The sequence below is a fragment of the Sulfuricurvum sp. PD_MW2 genome (assembly GCF_002633015.1).
In the GTDB taxonomy this organism is placed as follows: Bacteria; Campylobacterota; Campylobacteria; order Campylobacterales; family Sulfurimonadaceae; genus Sulfuricurvum.
Genome location: NZ_NSIU01000012.1, coordinates 30,419 through 48,009, shown reverse-complemented (window position 1 = coordinate 48,009; position 17,591 = coordinate 30,419). Strand labels below are relative to the sequence as shown.

The following is a 17,591-nucleotide window of genomic DNA, read 5'->3' as shown; positions in this document are numbered from 1 at the left end:
CTTAAATTTTCTTCGCGAAATCGTCTTGGGTAATCGCTTTACGTTTACCTTGATGGAATGCTTGTACCTCTTTGTACATGTCGCAGTATTCGCGTGCATTTTCATCGTGTTTCAAAACACCCGTAGGGAATTTGTTTAATTTTTCTTCATCGCTTAATGCTTCCCATTTTTTCAATGGAGTAGTAATGCTATCAATCCATTCAAGGTTCTCCATAGCACTTTGCATTTTGTTTTTACGGCCAAGGTTGATATGGCAGTTCGACATTACGTCAAAGAAAGCGAATCCGTTGTGTTGGAATCCTTTTACAAGGACTTTTTCCAATTTTTTAGGATCAAGCATCGTTTCACGCGCTACGAAAGAAGCACCAGATGCAATCGCCAAATCACATGCGTTAAATGTTGGATCGATATTTCCTGATTTTTGGCTCACTGTCCACATCCCTTGAGGAGTTGTCGGAGATGTTTGTGAGTTTGTCAACCCGTAAATAAAGTTATTGATCATAATGAATTTGATGTCAATATTACGTCGGCATCCGTGAATGGTGTGGTTACCACCGATTGCCAATGCGTCACCGTCACCAGCAACACAAATAACTTTTTTATCCGGATACGCCAATTTGATTCCGGTTGCAAACGCTACCGTACGTCCGTGCGTTGTGTGAACAGTGTTAAAATCAACATACGATGAAAAACGTCCCGAACATCCGATACCGGAAACGACACATACATCGTTTTGATCCCATCCACACGCTTCGATCGCACGAATAACGGCTTTAAGAATAACACCGTCACCACATCCCCAACACCAAAGTGTCGGCATTTTTTCTAAACGTAAATATTGGTCATAATTGAAAGCCATTAGATTATCTCCTTCACTTTGTTAACAATTTCATATGGAGAGATTGCTCGTCCGTTAACTTTATACAAACCGTGGATATCTAAACGGCTTGAAACACGTTCGACCTCTTCAGTATATTGGCGGATATTCAACTCAACACAAAGAACATTTTTGACTTTGTCTGTAAAATGTTTGATGCGATCCGCCGGACTTGGCCACAATGTGATCGGACGGAAAAGACCTGCTTTAATTCCTGCTGCACGAAGGTGACGAATCGCCTCTTTTGCCGCAAGCGATACAGAACCGTATGCGATGATAAGAACATCGTTTTCTTCAAGATCATCACACATAAACTCTTCATTAAGCTCAAGCTCATCGGTGTGCATCATAACTTTGTCTTCAAGACGTTGAATCAATTTACGGCATGTTTCAATCTCTTCAGTCGGAAACCCTTTTCCGTCATGGTGCAACCCTGTAAAATGATAGCGATACCCTTGGAACATTGGGTTCAAAACTGCTGCTTCATCCGCACCAACACCGTATGGACGATAATCTTCCGGTGCCCCAGTAAATGTTTTACGCGGAACAATCCCTTTTTTTACCTCTTCAACGGTCGGGATCATTGCTTTACCGTGCATATGTCCGATAGTCTCATCCAAAAGAACGATAACCGGTTGCATAAAGCGGTCTGCAAGATTAAATGCACGAACTGTCTCCGTATAACACTCAGCCAAGTTTCCGGCACATAAAGTTATAGAACGGTAATCTCCGTGTGATGGGTTACGTGCTTGACGAACGTCACCTTGTGATACACGAGTCGGAAGACCGGTTGATGGACCTCCACGCATAACGTTGACAAGAACCAACGGAACTTCTGCCATTTGTGCAAGCCCTAGGTTTTCAGCTTTGAGTGAAACCCCTGGACCTGATGTAGCCGTCATTGTACGAACACCTGCCATACCGGCACCGACTGCAGCTGCGATACCTGCAATTTCGTCTTCCATTTGGATCGCTGTACCGCCTACTTCCGGCAATAGATCGGAAATAGTGTGCATAACTTCAGACGATGGAGTAATCGGATACCCTCCGAAAAACATACATCCTGCATCAACAGCCGCTTCAGCAGCCAAATCATTTCCGGTTGAAATTACTTCTCTTAATTCCATATTTGCCCCCTTTAAGCGCTAAGCTTCATGTATTTATTTTTCTTGATAGCTTCAGCTCTCTCTTTAGCTTGATCTGAAAGTTTTGCAAACTTGTACTCAGATTTGTCTGCTACGTAAATAGCGAAATCAGGACAATTCAATTCACAATCATTACAGCCGATACATGCTTGAGGTTCAACGATCTCGATCATTGCACCCAATGTCGATGTTGGCTCAAGTCTCATAGCTAAAACTCCTGCCGGACATACTGATACACAGATGTCACAAGCTTTACATCTTGCTTCATCAACCCACACCGGAGTGTTTTCTGGCGCTTTAATTATTGACATTCCTTCTCCTCATTTAAATTAACTAATTTATTTTACCGATAGCGCACGAAACAAAGCTTTTTGCTTTTAGAATCGTGTCTTCCGTAAATCCTCTGTCATCAGTGCTCAGAGGATAACCGAGACTTCTTAATATAGCCTGAGCTTGTGCTGATTGCGCCTCGTCTACAATCTCGATTGTTACTTTACGAGGCTCGCACGTGAGATCAACACTGACCTCTTCAAATCCTGCTTCCTTGAGTGCTTTGGTTATTGTATTAGCACATCCGCCACAACGTACATTGGCTACCTCAAAGACAGTTTTCATTATTTTTTCATCACTTCCGCTAGAGCTTTACCGATATCCGCCGGAGAAACTACAACACGTACACCAGCATCTTCGAGAGCCGCCATTTTTTCAGCCGCAGTTCCTGAACCGCCAGAGATAATCGCTCCCGCATGCCCCATACGTTTTCCGGCAGGTGCTGTTTGCCCTGCGATAAATGCAACGACTGGTTTTGTAATATGTTCTTTAATGTAAGCAGCTGCTTGGATCTCCAAATCACCACCGATTTCACCGATCATAACGATCGCATGAGTTTCCGGATCCGCTTCAAACATCGGAAGTAGTTGTTTGTAAGAAAGACCGATAATAGGATCTCCACCAATTCCAACTGCTGTTGTAATACCAAAACCTTCATTGACTACTTGGTTTGCTGATTCATACGTCAATGTCCCTGATTTAGAGATCAGACCGACATTCCCTTTTTTGAAAATGAAGCCCGGCATAATTCCGATTTTACACTCTTCAGCGGTAATGATTCCCGGACAGTTCGGTCCGATTGTTTTCATGTTTTTCTTCACCGCATACGCTTTTGCGTACATCATATCTTTTACCGGAGCACCTTCGGTAATGATAACTGCAAGCTCAATCCCTGCATCTGCTGCTTCCATAACTGCATCCGATACGAAAGCCGGCGGTACGAAGATCATAGAAACCGTGGCACCTGTAGCACGAACCGCTTCGTCAACCGTATTGAAAACTGGTTGTCCAAGGTGCTCTTGTCCACCTTTACCAGGAGTTACACCGCCAACAATTTTAGTTCCGTATGCCATACATTGCTCTGCATGGAACGTCCCCTCTTTTCCTGTAAACCCTTGTACGATTACTTTTGTATCTTTATTTACCAAAATAGACATTAATTATTCTCCCTTCGCTGCTGCAACGGCTTTACGCGCACCGTCTGCAAGGTCTGTTGCTGCGATAATATTTGAAATTCCCGCATTGTTAAGGATATCTGCCGCTTCTTTTGCATTTGTACCATCAAGACGAACGATAACCGGTACATCTACTTTAGTCAGTTTTGTTGCTTCAAGAATACCGTTAGCAACACGATCACAACGTACGATACCACCGAAGATATTGACGAAAATCGCTTTTACATTCGGATCTTTCAAAATAATTTCAAACCCTTTTGCAACGGTTTCAGCATTCGCTCCGCCGCCCACGTCAAGGAAGTTAGCCGGTTTACCGCCTTCATAGTTGATGGTATCCATTGTACCCATCGCTAACCCGGCACCGTTAACCATACAACCGACATCACCGTCAAGTTTAATGTAGCTAAGACCGTATTTGCCCGCTTCGATCTCTGTCGGTTCTTCTTCACTCAAATCGCGCATTTCATTCACTTGGGATTGACGATAGAGAGCATTGTTATCAAAGCCCATTTTCGCATCCAATGCCAAGAATTTGCCATCACCCGTTTTGATCAACGGATTGATCTCGATCATCTCCGCATCGTGATCCATATAAACTTTATACAAAGCCGACGCAAATTTGATAAACGTATTGATCTCTTCTACCGGAAGACCCAAACCGAATGCCAATTTACGACCGTGGAAACTTTGAAAACCGGTCAACGGATCAATAGCGACTTTGATGATTTTTTCCGGCGTGTTATGCGCAACGTCCTCGATTGCCATACCACCCTCAGTAGACGCCATCATAATCGGCATTTCAGATGCACGATCAAGCAACATACCAAGATAATACTCTTTTTTAATGTCCGCACCCTCTTCGATGTAGACTTTCTGAACGAGTTTTCCCTCAGGTCCTGTTTGGTGTGTGACCAATTGCATACCTAGAATTTCAGCTGCCAATGCACGTACTTCCGATGTTGAACGAGCCAGTTTTACACCGCCGCCCAATCCGCGTCCACCTGCATGAATTTGAGCTTTGACCACCCAAATATTTCCGCCGAGCTCTTGAGCCGCTTTTACCGCTTCATCGGGTGTGAAAGCAATATGACCGCGTGGTGTCGGTACATTGTATTTTTTGAATAGTTCTTTTGCTTGATATTCGTGAATATTCATCCATTCCTCCTGTAATTTAGTTTATGCTATTGGTCTTGTCATCTCTTCAGGGATGACATACTTATCGAACTCTTCAGCTGTGAGTAGACCGAGTTTGATCGCAGTCTCTTTCAGTGTCGAGTTCTCTTTGTGTGCTGTTTTAGCAATTTTTGCCGCATTTTCATATCCGATATACGGATTGAGTGCCGTTACCAACATCAATGAATTGTTCAAATACGCATCAATTTGATCACGTACAGGCTCGATTCCTATCGCACAGTTATCGTTGAACGATACGATAGAATCAGAAAGCAAACGAACCGATTGCAAGAAGTTATAAGCAATTACCGGTTTGAATACATTAAGCTCAAAATTTCCTTGGCTTGCTGCAAAACCGATACAGGCATCGTTACCCATAACTTGACATGTAACCATCGTTACCGCTTCACTTTGTGTCGGATTGACTTTACCCGGCATGATCGATGAACCCGGCTCGTTTTCAGGAATCGTAATTTCACCAATACCACAACGCGGTCCTGATGCCAACCACCGAACGTCGTTCGCGATTTTCATCATATCGGCTGCAAGTGCTTTGAGTGCACCGTGTGCATACACAAGAGCATCATGACTCGTTAGAGCATGGAACTTATTCGGAGCAGTGACAAACTGATGACCTGTAAGCTCACTCAATTTTGCCGCAACACGCTCTCCAAGTTCAGGATGAGCATTCAGTCCTGTTCCGACCGCTGTTCCGCCCAGTGCAAGTTCACGTACAGATTCGAGAGAATCTTTTGCCATTTTCTCGCATTTGTTGAGCATCTCTACCCAACCGCTGATCTCTTGACCTAGTGTCAACGGAGTCGCATCTTGAAGATGGGTACGGCCAATTTTGACGATATCGCTGAACGCTTCACTTTTCGCAATCAAAGTTTTACGAAGATGATCAATCGCCGGAAGCAAACGTGTCTCAACCGCAATAACGGCTGCTACATGCAATGCTGTCGGATATGTATCGTTCGAACTTTGTGACTTATTAACATCATCATTCGGATGAACCAATTTTTGTGTTCTGAAATCACCGCCTAGAATCTCAGTCGCACGAGAAGCCAATACTTCGTTGTTGTTCATATTGGACTGTGTACCTGAACCGGTTTGCCAAACAACAAGCGGATAATGTGCATCAAGCTTCCCTGAGAGCATTTCATCTGCCGCCTCAGCAATCGCATCCGCTTTTTCTTTGCTCAACATTCCCAAATCACAGTTAACCAATGCTACCGCTTTTTTTAGGTATGAAAACGCTCTTGTGATTTCATAAGGCATTTTCTCTTCGCCGATTTGGAAGTTTTCCAATGAACGCTGTGTTTGCGCCCCCCAGTACGTGTCATTCGGTACACGAACTTCTCCCATCGTATCTTTTTCGATGCGAAAACTCATTATTTGGCTCCTTCAAAAAAATTATTTGTATTTAACGTATCGATCAATCCTTGAACCGATTTGCATGATGCGGCAAACATCGCTTTTTCAGCATCATCCAACGTTACTTCGATGATTTTTTCTGCACCGTTTGCTCCGAGCATTACAGGAACACCGCTAACAACTCCGCTAAAACCGTATTCTCCCTCGAGATATACCGCACACGGATGAATCTGTTTCGTATCTTTCAAAATTGCTTCTACCATGATCGCTGTTGCTTTCGCCGGAGCATAATACGCAGATCCTGTTTGCAACAATGCAACAATTTCCGCACCGCCTTTACGCGTACGATGAACGATCTCATCAATTTCGTCCGGCGTCAAAAGATCTGAAAGCGGAACCCCTGCCACTGTCGAATAGCGTGGAAGCGGAACCATATCATCACCGTGTCCACCCATAACGGAAGCACGAATTTGCCCCCCTCCGTATCCTAGTTTCTCTTGAATAAACGCTGCCATACGCGCACTGTCCAATACTCCCGCCATTCCGATTACACGGCTGCGGTTGAATCCGCTTTCGCGCAATGCAACGTATGTCATTGCATCCAACGGATTGGATACCATAATAACAATGGCGTTCGGAGAATATTTTGCAACACCCTCTATCACTTCGCGGGTTACTTTCGCATTGATCATCAATAAGTCATCGCGACTCATTCCCGGAAGACGCGGGCTTCCCGCAGTGATGACTACAACATCACAATCGGTCAAATCTGCCATCGACTCTGCGACTTTAACCGTAGAGTGACTACGTACTGCAGCAGCTGCTTGCGACATATCCAGCGCTTTTCCTTTAGCAATCTCGATCTTATTGTCACGTAAAATGATTTCATGACACGATCCGAGCATTGCCAGTGAGTAGGCAATCGTCGACCCGACATTTCCTGCCCCTACGATTCCGACACGTTTTCCGTTTATCATTTACCTACTCCTTGTGACATATCTATATTTCTATTTTAACAAAAGAAATAAAAGACGATTCAATCGCCTTTACTCTATAGACTTGATTCTACAGAGTAAAAGCGATTGGGGATTTTTCCCCAATCCAACACTATTGGTTAGATAGCATTGATGATAGCATTCAATGTCGCTGATGGGCGCATTGCTGCTTCTGCTTTTTCATCATTTGGATGGAAGTAACCGCCAATATCTTGTGGTTTTCCAGAAACAGCCATAAGCTCTTCCATGATTTTCGCTTCATTCGCTTCCAATGCATCCGCAACAGGAGCGAATTTTGCCGCAAGTGCAGCATTGCTGCTAGAAGCGAGCGCACGTGCCCAGTATTGCGCTACATAGAAATGTGATGCTTTGTTATCCGGCTCACCCGCTTTACGTCCCGGTGCTTTGTTGTTATCCAAATACGCTTGGTTCGCAACGTCAAGAGCTGCAGTTACAGCCGCAAGATCTGCATTTGGATTTTTTTGCTCGATCATACGGAGTGATTCAGCCAATGCCAAGAACTCACCCAATGAATCCCAACGGAGGTGACCTTCATTGAGGAACTGTTCAACGTGTTTCGGAGCCGATCCGCCCGCACCTGTTTCAAACAATCCACCACCTGCAAGCAATGGAACGATTGAAAGCATTTTAGCAGATGTACCAAGCTCAAGGATCGGATACATATCGGTCAAGTGGTCACGAAGTACGTTACCTGTTACAGCAATAGTGTCCAACCCTTTGCGGATGCGCTCATTGGTGAAACGCGTTGCAGCAGTGATATCTAGGATGTGGATCTCAAGACCTGCTGTATTGAATTCCGGCATATATTTTTTCACTTTTGCGATCATTTGCGCATCGTGTGCACGGTTTTCGTCCAACCAGAATACTACTGGAAGTTTTTCGATTTGGCCGCGTTCGAATGCAAGACGGATCCAGTCTTTGATCGGGATATCTTTTGCACGTGACATACGCCAGATATCACCCGCTTCACAATCGAAACTCATAAGTTCTGTACCGTCTGCTGCGCTAACGGTTACTTTTCCGCCTTCAGTAAGAACGAATGTCGTCGGGTGTGAGCCGTACTCTTCCGCTTTTTGAGCCATCAACCCGATATTTTGCATTGTACCCATTGTTGAAACGTCGTATTGACCGTTTTTCACACAATCAGCTACCATCTCAGCATGGAACATACCGTAGGTTGAATCCGGGATAACCGCAAGCGTTTCAAGCGCTGCACCGGTACGATCCCATTGTTTACCGCCCTCACGAACAACAACCGGCATCGAAGCATCGATGATAACGTCATTTGAAGCGTTAAAGTTGGTAGTCCCTTTATCAGAGTCAACCATTGCGATTTTCGGGCTGTCTGAATCAACAACCGCTTGAAATGCCGCTTTGATTTCCGCTTCTAACGGATGACCTTTGATTTTTTTCTCAAGATCTGACATACCAAGATTTGGGTTAACGCCAACTTCTTTGAATGTATCTGCATATTTTGCGAATACACCTTCAAAGAAAATCTCAAATGCATGTCCGAACATGACCGGATCAGAGATTTTCATCATGGTTGCTTTAAGATGTAATGACCAAATCACACCTTTTGCTTTTGCTTCTTCGATAGACGCTTTGTAGAATGCACGAAGCGCTTTAACCGACATAAATGTACCGTCAAGTACTTCGCCATCAACTGCATCGATGGTTTTAAGTTCTTTGCCGTTCAAAGCGATAGTGACTTTTTGTCCTTTGTCCATAGTAACTGATTTCTCGTTACCGTAGAAGTCACCATTTCCTTCCATATGCATTACTGCCGCTTTTGAATTCTCAGCATACGCACGAAGTTTATGCGGATTTTTCTGAGCGAAATTTTTAACCGCTTTTGCTGCACGTCGATCCGAGTTACCTTCACGAAGAACCGGATTAACCGCTGAACCAAGACAAACACTGTATTTTGCTTGAATCTCTTTTTCCGCATCGTTTGCAGGGTTTTCAGGGTAGTTAGGGATATTGTACCCTTGACTTTGAAGCTCAGCGATACAATCTTTGAGCTGACCTACTGATGCTGAAACGTTCGGAAGTTTAATAATATTACCTTCTGGCTTAACACAAAGTTCTCCAAGTTTTGACAATTCGTCTTCTGCAAGACCCATAGCTGCAAGAACACGTCCAGCAAGTGAAATGTCACTTTGTTCAAGCTCTACACCGCCAGCTGCACAAAACTTAGATGCGATCGGGAAGAATGAATAAGTTGCTAAAGCCGGAGCTTCATCAATTTTCGACCAAATGATTTTTGCCATCAGGTTCTCCTGTTATTTTTTTTATACGAGCATCATAACACTTACAGAGAAATTTTTACTCTTTGAAACACTTTTAGATGCAAAAAGTTGCAAATATGTTTCATTTTGTAGCATTTACTATGTTTTTGTGGTGTGTAGAAAAGTAACTACTATAGACATGCTCTCCATTTTTGCCTCTCACGAAATAGAGGTAATCGGTACGGGCTGGATTGATCGCAGCATCAACCGCTTCTTTGGATACATTACACACAGGATAAAGAGGTAATCCTTTGTTTTTGTACGTATTATAGGGAGTTTTATCATTTCGAATTCGCGCAGCCGTAACTTTTTGATGGGAGTATTCGCCGTAGTTGAGAGTACCGTCCATCTGTAGACGCATCCCTTTTTTAATACGATTGTCGATAACTGAACTGACAAAAGGCATATCAGCTATAGATGCCGCTTCTTTTTGTATAACCGATGATTTTGTTACAATTTGTAACCATTTTTGACTTTTAGCATCCATATGATACTGCTTTGCCAATTTTTTCATCTTCTTGTCGGATTCATTCAACAGATGCACAATCAATTTTTCTTCACTGATTTCATTAGGAATGCTATACGTTTCCGGTACGAAATTTCCCTCTTTCAACCTGGCATGTTTATCATACGCCTCATGCAGCTTATCAATGTCCAACGAGAGCTCATCTGCCATCTGCCGTAAAAATATTTCTGTCGTCTCTCCCGGGATCAATGTAACGGCCCTACTGATCGCTTTTGCCGTAGTCAATAAATATAGGTATTCAATACGTGTCATTTTAGGCTCTTTTATCTCAATCCACCCCTGTTGAGGCTGCCCTAACATTCGTAAAATAAAAGCGTCCATTTTATAGAGATTTACCCCATCTTTTTGGAGGTGTGATATACTTTTAAAGACAGAACCTTGCGGGATATAAACGATTTTTGGTGATGTAACGGTAGAGAGCAGGTAGGTTATGAAAGATACAATCATCACCAAAATAATCCCTAAAACCCATAGAAGTGTCTTGTTTTTTTTACTTTTCATTTTTTTTCTCGGTTTTTTTACATTTATCGCTTTAGTAGAGGGTTTGCGCATCGACAAGCTTTCCTTAGGGGGGGTCAAAGTTGAGAAATTATACCTAAAATGGGACGATTCACTCCATATCAAAGCTGCAAAATTAGATTTAACGGACCTAAAAACAGATAACACCCCCCTATCATTAAAACCTCTATCAAAACTCCCCGATATTATACGTATGGTCGATAACTGGATAGCTACGATATACATAGAAAAAATTCACTATAAAAGCTTTAGCGCTTCTTTGGAGTATCAAAAAAATCAGCAGGGAAAAATTTCCCTATTGGGATCCAAAAATGAGCATTTCATCGGATATTTTGATCTCAACACAACCGAATTTCATTTCGTATTGCCTGCGTATCAATTCAATGAAGCAACGTTTAGTACCCATCTTGATATTGATCTTACGTCACAACGTTTAAAAGGGTTCATTACACTCGCTTTGCCTCAAACACCTAAAATGACAGCTTTTTTTGTAGGTGACACAGATACGCTTAGTTTCTCGCTACAAGCGAGTCATCGTTTTACTACCCTGAAGCCCTTGGTCTCTTTTGCCAGACTTGAGCCAGATGTCGTCCCATGGATTGCAGAATATGCAAAAGCCTCCTCTATCCAACTCAATCATCTGAGCGGAAAGTTTCATTATAGCAATCCAAGCGAATTGCTTCAGAGTCTTAAAGCGGATGCCACATTCTTCAACGGGTCTTATGCGTTTGCAACCGGATTTGAACCGATTTATGCATCCAAAATCGATCTCAATTTTTCAAAAGGGAAGCTCTATATTCTTCCAAGAAACGGTACTTTTTATTCTCTTCCTACTGAACAAAGCTATCTAACGATTGATTTTTCCACTGAACATACGATGTTGGATGCTTTTATCCGCACGCAGCATGCCAAATTAAATGATCCTATTTTAGCGCTGCTCAAGTTTTATGAGATTGATTTGCCTATCAAACAAACCCTGGGAGAGTGTGCCGTTGATTTAACTCTATCCATCGATTTGCACGATTTCAATACGGTTGCAAAAGGGACATTCACCCCCTCGACATCTGAAATTCTCCTCGATAAAATACCTCTAAAAACAGAAGGCGGCATAGTACATCTCGATGGTACAAATGTTACTTTTGATCATTTTATTGCCCATTACGGAGATAATCTAGCGAGTGCACGTGTCGAAGGAAAATACGATGCGACTTTGGAAAAAGGGATGATTAATATCGATGCATACGCTGTATCTGCACTCCAAGGCAATCTAACCCTCCACAATACAAATGAACCGGTGCATGTCAGCTACATTATCGAACCCAAAGGAGATACACTAAGCGTACAACCGTCTCATTGGAATTTCTTTGGTGAGAAATTATCGCTTGAAGGGTTTAGTGCCCCGTTTGATTATACTCATGCATCCGTCAGTGTTAATTCCCTTGCCTTTAGCCTTTCCAATACGATTAGCGGCTCTGTTCAGGCTGTCTTTGACGGTATGAAAAAACAAACCGATGCAAAACTCCATCTCAAGCAATTCAAACTTGGTGAAATCGAGCTTCAACATGTTCCGCTGAATATTGATATACACTATGAAGATCAAAACGCTCATTTCAGCATCAGTAACAGTTCGGCGTGGTCGATACATCAACTTCCTGTATTAATTTCTCCATTTGATGCCGAATATAAAAATAATACGATTGTATTTGAAGATATTGAAACTGTACTGGGGGACCTTTTCAAAGGAAGCTTTAACGGAGAGTACCGTATTGATGAACAAGAAGGGACGATATCTTTAGACAATATGTTCCCTATTTCACCAAAAATGGTTCCTATTATTGATAAAAAGGAGTCATTGGAACTCAAACTCAATACAAAAGACGATGTCTTGACAATCAGTGCTCCTTCATTAAAAGCCCACTTTGCAACAATACCAAAAGGATGGAAAATATCATTGGACGATATTTCTCTTCTCTCAAACAAATCACCTCTGCTTCGCAAATATAATATCAATAACGGATTTTTAAATCTCTTTTATTCGGGAGAAAGTTCCCGTTACACATTCAATGGAGAAATTGATTATCCCTATCCCCTTATGCTCATTAATGACGCTCCGTTGTCTCATTATAAATTTAGCGGTTCCCACCAAAACACTACGACTACCGTACGGGTGAACGATCGCATTACCATCTCTCAAACGCCTGAAACAATTCATGTGCGTGCTAATAATGCGGGATTAAATCTTCCTGTTTTGTTTAAATTTCTTTCGGAACATAGTGAAGATGCCTCTCATCCTACAAGCAATGATCCCTCACCTTCGGTTCATATGTATGCTACCAATTCCTATTTGTATCTGATGAAAGGGAGAAAAATTCTTACCGATACGTTTAGTGCAATCATGGTTGATGATAAGTTTGATGCTTCATTGCGTTATATGAACGGCACAGCAAATTTAAAAATACGCAACGATCTCTTTTCAATCGAAGGAGAGGGATTCAATGACAAATTTATGGAACATCTTTTTGCTCTGAGTGATTTTAGCGGTGGAGCATTTTCTTTTCAAGCCAATGGAAAAGCAGATGCTTTTGATGGTCTTATGCGAGTAGAACACACCATTTTGAAAGATTATAAGGTGATGAATAATATCCTTGCTTTTATCAACACTATTCCATCGTTAGCCACTTTTTCATTACCGAATTACAATGCAAAAGGACTACCGGTTGATGAAGGGTATGCCCATATCGCTTATAAAAAAGGAGTTGTTTTTGTCGATAACTTCACTTTAAACTCTCCCGAAATGAAGATCATGGGCAATGGTCGCGCCGACTTTAATGAGAACCAGCTAGAAGGGACTCTGACACTAAAAACGGATCTAGGTTCAGCATTGGGCAAAGTACCGATGGTAGGATATATATTACTGGGAGATGACGGTTCACTCGCAACTACTTTATCACTTAATGGAAAACTTGACGATCCGAAAGTCGAAACAGCAATTGCCAAGGAGATCGCAACCGCACCGTTTAATATCCTCAAACGGACATTAGTCTATCCATTTTTGTGGATGCTAGACGATAAAAACACCAATAAAAAATCTCATTAAACTATTCTCTTTTCATACCGATATAAAGATGATCCTTTAGAGGAGGTGTCGCTAATGGATTCAATCAACACCAATCTTGGAACGGGTCCCGAACTGTATGCGATGAAAAAAGCGCTGGAAATACAAGGTCAGGGAATAATGAAAGTTTTAGAGAGTGCATCGCCCGCTCCTACCGTTTCAGGCTCAGAGCTTACCGGTCTAGGTCAAAACCTCGATATAAAAGCATGATCTACAGCTACCAAGTAGCTGTAGCATCGTTTATTCGTTCCGCAAAACTGTCAGTACGTCGACTTCAGATGCTTTTTTGGCAGGATACCATGCAGAGAGTAATACAATTACAAATGCACCTAAGATAATTGAGAAGAAATCGATCACACTCAAATCAAGAGGTAATGTTGATGTAGGGTAAACATCTGCAGGTAATGAGATAATATCAAATGTCCCTAATACCCACATTCCCAAGAAGCCTAATACTGCCCCCGTAGTGATTCCAAGTACTCCGATCACTATTCCCAAAATCAAAAATGTTTTTTTGACTTCAGCTTTTGAAGCACCCAGTGAGATCAGTAAAGCAATTTCACTTCTACGATTCATTACCGTCATGAGCAATGAGGAGATAATATTAATCGCTGCTATGAGAATGATGAGCATCAAGACGATAAATAGCGACATTTTCTCCATTTTCAAAGCGGCAAAGAAATTGCCGTTATCCTCCCACCATCCGCGAGCAGAAACCGTATCGGGCAATATTGCAGCAAGACGTTTGATATCCTCCTCCGGATTAGGAGAGTGAACATGAATACCGTCATAAAGATTTTCTGGAATACCTAAAATACGCTGCAATGAGTCAATAGATGTATAGGAGAACCCTTTGTCATAAGCACTCAGTCCAGAATTAAAGGTGGTAACGACGCCGAAACGTTTAATTTTAGGGGTAAGAGCCAAACCACCCGGTTCCATTTGAGTAAAAATATAGGTAAGTTTATCCCCTTTTTTGAGTTGAAATTCCTCTTTGAGTGATTTACCGACCATCACTTCAAATTTATTTGGAGTTCCCTCTCTCAGCCCCTCTGCAACAACACGATTTACTTTTGCTTCTTGTGCAAAATCAACACCAAATAAATATCCCCCCTCCATCTGTGCATCATTGCGTGATAAAACAGCTGATGTGACATACGGACTAAAGGATAAATCAGGAAATTTCTCACGTAGTGTTTCAACCAAAGCGGTATCACAGGCAGCATAGAATTTTGGTTGAATCGTAATCGGATAGTTCATGACAGTGAGTTTTTTCTTGAACTCATTGTCAAATCCGTTCATAAGGGCCATGGCAATAATGAGAACCATCACCCCTAGGGCGATTCCTGAAAATGCAAGAAGTGCGGAGAGGAAGATAAATGGCTGCTCTTTGTCAAAGCGCAAAAATCGTTTGACAAGATAGGAGACGATACTCAAGAGGCAAATACCCCTTTTTTTGGTCCCGATTTTCCGCAGCAGTTTTTATATTTTTGACCGCTTCCGCACGGGCAATCGTCATTTCGGGCGATTTTTTTCTCTTCTGTATCGTGTTCTTGATGATTAAGACTCATACGCATCGCCTCTTGGCGTTTTTCCAATTCCATTTGGCGTGCAAACGCTTCAGCCTCTTCTTCTGCGCTTTCAACTCTAAATTGGATAACATGAAGTGTTTTGATCGTATCGTATTTGATCGTCTCGACCAATTCGCTAAAGAGATTGAAACTCTCTTTTTTGTACTCAACCAACGGATCTTTTTGGTTATAAGCGCGTAGACGAATCCCCGTTTTCATACTGTCCATTTGATAAAGGTGTTCACGCCACGCAGTATCGAGAGTTTTTAGATAAATTTCACGTTCGATTTCACTGCGTACTTTATCATCCACGACCGACATTTTTTGATCGTACTGATCTTTGAGTATTGATAGAGTCGTGTCATGAATTGTTGTAAATGCTTTATCACTGTAAATCGATACATCGATATCAGCGTTCATCTCTTCTTTGATGGTCAACACCAAACGATCAAGATCGATCTCTTCTTCGGAAATACCCTCAAAAATGCCGCAATATGCCAATGTACGATCAACATAATCTGTTCGAATCAAATTGATTTTCTCAGCTATACTATAGTTTGGATCTAGCAATTCACCGCGGAAACGATAAACGATTTTACGTTGCTCATTTGCAACATCATCGTATTCAACGATGTTTTTACGCCCTTCAAAGTGCATATTTTCCACTTTTTTCTGTGCTTTCTCTACCGCACGGGTGACCATTGCGGATTCGATATATTCTCCATCCTCAACACCGAGACGTTCCATAATCGCTTTGATTTTGTCCGAGCCGAAAATGCGCAAGAGGTTATCTTCAAGTGAGAGATAAAACTGACTGGTTCCCGGATCTCCTTGACGCCCTGCACGCCCGCGGAGCTGATTATCGATACGGCGATTTTCATGTCGTTCCGTTCCGAGGATATACAATCCTCCAAGCGCTTTGATCTCATCGCTTACTTTGATGTCTACACCGCGTCCAGCCATGTTGGTTGCAATCGTAATAGCACCCTTAGCCCCGGCATTTTTGATAATTTCACCCTCTTGAGCGTGATTTTTCGCATTCAAAACCGTATGAGGGATTTTTTCGGCTTTGATCAATGCATGAAGTTTTTCCGATTTTTCAATCGATGCCGTACCGATCAATACAGGCTGACCTAGAGAATGAAGTTCTTTTACTTTTGCGATTACAGCTGCAAATTTTTCTGCTTCTGTTTTGTAAATGAGATCATTTAAATCTTGACGAACAACCGGAACATTGGTCGGAATCGAGATAACATCAAGGCTATAGATTTGAGCGAATTCAGTCGCTTCGGTTTGTGCAGTACCCGTCATACCGCCTATCTTGTTGTACATACGGAAGTAGTTTTGGTAGGTGATATCGGCGAGTGTTTGAGTCTCTTCTTTGATGATGACACCCTCTTTGGCTTCCAATGCCTGATGAAGTCCTTCAGAGTAACGACGCCCCTCGGAGAGGCGTCCTGTAAACTCATCAACGATAACGATCTGTCCCTCTTGAATCACATAATCGACATCACATTCAAAAATATAGTTCGCTTTGAGTGCTTGATCGAGATGATGCGAAAGAGCCGAGTTCTCAATACTGTAGAGGTTATCCACACCAAAAAGCTCTTCTGCCCGGGCGATCCCCTCTTCGGTGATTAGAATCAAACGATCTTTTTCATCGACACTGAAATGTTCGTCTTTGATCATCGCTTTTGCAACCGCATCGGCGCGGGTATAGTTCTCAAGCGTTCGGTTAGTCGGTCCGGAGATGATAAGCGGAGTACGCGCTTCATCGATCAAGATTGAGTCTACCTCATCGACGATGACGTAAGAGTGACCGCGTTGAACCATTTGTTCACGTGAATAGGTCATATTGTCACGGAGGTAATCAAACCCGAACTCGTTGTTCGTTCCGTAGGTGATGTCACACGCATACTGCTGACGTTTATTGGCAGGATTGTACCCTTCCTCGACCAATATCCCCGTCGAATATCCCAAAAAGGCATACAATTCAGACATTTGAGTCCCATCACGTGAGGCAAGGTAATCATTGACCGTTACGACATGAACCCCTTTGCCGCTCATCGCATTGAGTATTACCGCTAATGTTGCTACGAGAGTTTTACCCTCCCCCGTTTTCATCTCGGCAATCCGACCCTCATGCAATACCATACCGCCGATCAGCTGTACATCAAAATGACGCATCCCTAAAACACGTTTAGACGCTTCACGAGTAATAGCAAACGAGTCGACCAAAACCTGATCCAATGTTTTGGTGTTATTTTGCACCTCTTCTTTGAGTGATGCAAAAGCTGCCTGAAGATCACTGTCGCTTAGTGCTGAAAAGTGAGCCTCACGAGCGTTGATTTGCTGTACGCGTTTGTTGTATTTTTTGATTTCATGATCGTTTTTAGTACCGAAAATTTTACCGAGGAACGTTTGGAGCATTAAAAGCCTTCATTATGAACAATATTGAAAAAGTCGCTGATTTTAA

General features: G+C 42.4%; 14 protein-coding genes. 2 read left to right on the top strand and 12 right to left on the bottom strand.

Features of this window, described 5'->3' with window-relative positions; genetic code table 11:
* Nucleotide 1: 1 nt before the first annotated feature.
* From CJD30_RS07030 to mltG, 10 genes are all read right to left on the bottom strand, one after another.
* A complete protein-coding gene (locus tag CJD30_RS07030) occupies nt 2-859 on the bottom strand; it encodes a 2-oxoglutarate ferredoxin oxidoreductase subunit beta (RefSeq protein ID WP_294917795.1) in 858 nt (285 codons plus the stop codon).
* Entirely contained in the window at nt 859-2,004 is a 1,146-nt protein-coding gene (locus CJD30_RS07025; RefSeq protein ID WP_294917794.1) for a 2-oxoglutarate synthase subunit alpha, read from the bottom strand. Before CJD30_RS07025 ends, CJD30_RS07030 begins: the two co-directional genes overlap by 1 nt.
* Before the next feature lie 11 nt (nt 2,005-2,015).
* The gene (locus CJD30_RS07020; protein ID WP_294917791.1) at nt 2,016-2,333 is read right to left on the bottom strand and encodes a 4Fe-4S binding protein; all 318 of its coding nucleotides are present in this window, start codon (nt 2,331-2,333) and stop codon (nt 2,016-2,018) included.
* Between the two features lie 22 nt (nt 2,334-2,355).
* On the bottom strand, nt 2,356-2,637 hold the full coding sequence (locus CJD30_RS07015) for a heavy metal-associated domain-containing protein (RefSeq protein WP_294917789.1): 282 nt from the start codon (nt 2,635-2,637) through the stop codon (nt 2,356-2,358).
* The gene (gene sucD / locus CJD30_RS07010; protein WP_294917787.1) at nt 2,637-3,509 is read right to left on the bottom strand and encodes a succinate--CoA ligase subunit alpha; all 873 of its coding nucleotides are present in this window, start codon (nt 3,507-3,509) and stop codon (nt 2,637-2,639) included. The genes CJD30_RS07015 and sucD overlap by 1 nt, the downstream gene beginning before the upstream one ends.
* A gap of 3 nt (nt 3,510-3,512) precedes the next feature.
* Nucleotides 3,513-4,682, bottom strand: coding sequence for an ADP-forming succinate--CoA ligase subunit beta (sucC, locus tag CJD30_RS07005; RefSeq protein WP_294917784.1), 1,170 nt, complete (start codon nt 4,680-4,682; stop codon nt 3,513-3,515).
* Between the two features lie 21 nt (nt 4,683-4,703).
* A complete protein-coding gene (fumC, locus tag CJD30_RS07000) occupies nt 4,704-6,095 on the bottom strand; it encodes a class II fumarate hydratase (RefSeq protein ID WP_294917781.1) in 1,392 nt (463 codons plus the stop codon).
* Nucleotides 6,095-7,054 carry a malate dehydrogenase gene (gene mdh / locus CJD30_RS06995; protein WP_294917779.1) on the bottom strand — a complete coding sequence of 320 codons (960 nt, stop codon included), beginning with the start codon at nt 7,052-7,054 and terminating at the stop codon, nt 6,095-6,097. Before mdh ends, fumC begins: the two co-directional genes overlap by 1 nt.
* A gap of 137 nt (nt 7,055-7,191) precedes the next feature.
* Nucleotides 7,192-9,366, bottom strand: coding sequence for an NADP-dependent isocitrate dehydrogenase (locus CJD30_RS06990; RefSeq protein WP_294917777.1), 2,175 nt, complete (start codon nt 9,364-9,366; stop codon nt 7,192-7,194).
* Between the two features lie 100 nt (nt 9,367-9,466).
* Nucleotides 9,467-10,411: an endolytic transglycosylase MltG gene (mltG, locus tag CJD30_RS06985; RefSeq protein ID WP_294917774.1), complete on the bottom strand. Its 945-nt coding sequence runs from the start codon at nt 10,409-10,411 to the stop codon at nt 9,467-9,469.
* A 211-nt stretch (nt 10,412-10,622) separates the two neighbouring features.
* On the opposite strand from mltG, the gene CJD30_RS06980 reads away from it, so the two are divergent.
* Complete coding sequence (locus CJD30_RS06980; RefSeq protein WP_294917772.1) at nt 10,623-13,526, top strand: AsmA-like C-terminal domain-containing protein; 2,904 nt, start codon at nt 10,623-10,625, stop codon at nt 13,524-13,526.
* A 54-nt stretch (nt 13,527-13,580) separates the two neighbouring features.
* Entirely contained in the window at nt 13,581-13,754 is a 174-nt protein-coding gene (locus tag CJD30_RS06975) for a hypothetical protein (protein WP_294917771.1), read from the top strand.
* Nucleotides 13,755-13,784: 30 nt separating this feature from the next.
* Here CJD30_RS06975 and CJD30_RS06970 read toward each other — a convergent pair whose 3' ends face one another.
* On the bottom strand, nt 13,785-14,981 hold the full coding sequence (locus CJD30_RS06970) for an ABC transporter permease (protein ID WP_294917770.1): 1,197 nt from the start codon (nt 14,979-14,981) through the stop codon (nt 13,785-13,787).
* Nucleotides 14,978-17,545, bottom strand: a complete 2,568-nt coding sequence (gene secA / locus CJD30_RS06965; protein WP_294917768.1) for a preprotein translocase subunit SecA — start codon at nt 17,543-17,545, stop codon at nt 14,978-14,980. The genes CJD30_RS06970 and secA overlap by 4 nt, the downstream gene beginning before the upstream one ends.
* Nucleotides 17,546-17,591 lie beyond the last annotated feature (46 nt).

Coding starts and splice junctions, on each gene's coding strand:
- fumC (WP_294917781.1), bottom strand. CDS start 6,095: ATGAGTTTTCGCATCGAAAAAGATACGATGGGAGAAGTTCGTGTACCG.
- CJD30_RS06980 (WP_294917772.1), top strand. CDS start 10,623: ATGGTCGATAACTGGATAGCTACGATATACATAGAAAAAATTCACTAT.
- sucD (WP_294917787.1), bottom strand. CDS start 3,509: ATGTCTATTTTGGTAAATAAAGATACAAAAGTAATCGTACAAGGGTTT.
- secA (WP_294917768.1), bottom strand. CDS start 17,545: ATGCTCCAAACGTTCCTCGGTAAAATTTTCGGTACTAAAAACGATCAT.
- mltG (WP_294917774.1), bottom strand. CDS start 10,411: ATGAAAAGTAAAAAAAACAAGACACTTCTATGGGTTTTAGGGATTATT.
- CJD30_RS07030 (WP_294917795.1), bottom strand. CDS start 859: ATGGCTTTCAATTATGACCAATATTTACGTTTAGAAAAAATGCCGACA.
- CJD30_RS07020 (WP_294917791.1), bottom strand. CDS start 2,333: ATGTCAATAATTAAAGCGCCAGAAAACACTCCGGTGTGGGTTGATGAA.
- CJD30_RS07015 (WP_294917789.1), bottom strand. CDS start 2,637: ATGAAAACTGTCTTTGAGGTAGCCAATGTACGTTGTGGCGGATGTGCT.
- sucC (WP_294917784.1), bottom strand. CDS start 4,682: ATGAATATTCACGAATATCAAGCAAAAGAACTATTCAAAAAATACAAT.
- CJD30_RS07025 (WP_294917794.1), bottom strand. CDS start 2,004: ATGGAATTAAGAGAAGTAATTTCAACCGGAAATGATTTGGCTGCTGAA.
- CJD30_RS06975 (WP_294917771.1), top strand. CDS start 13,581: ATGGATTCAATCAACACCAATCTTGGAACGGGTCCCGAACTGTATGCG.
- mdh (WP_294917779.1), bottom strand. CDS start 7,054: ATGATAAACGGAAAACGTGTCGGAATCGTAGGGGCAGGAAATGTCGGG.
- CJD30_RS06990 (WP_294917777.1), bottom strand. CDS start 9,366: ATGGCAAAAATCATTTGGTCGAAAATTGATGAAGCTCCGGCTTTAGCA.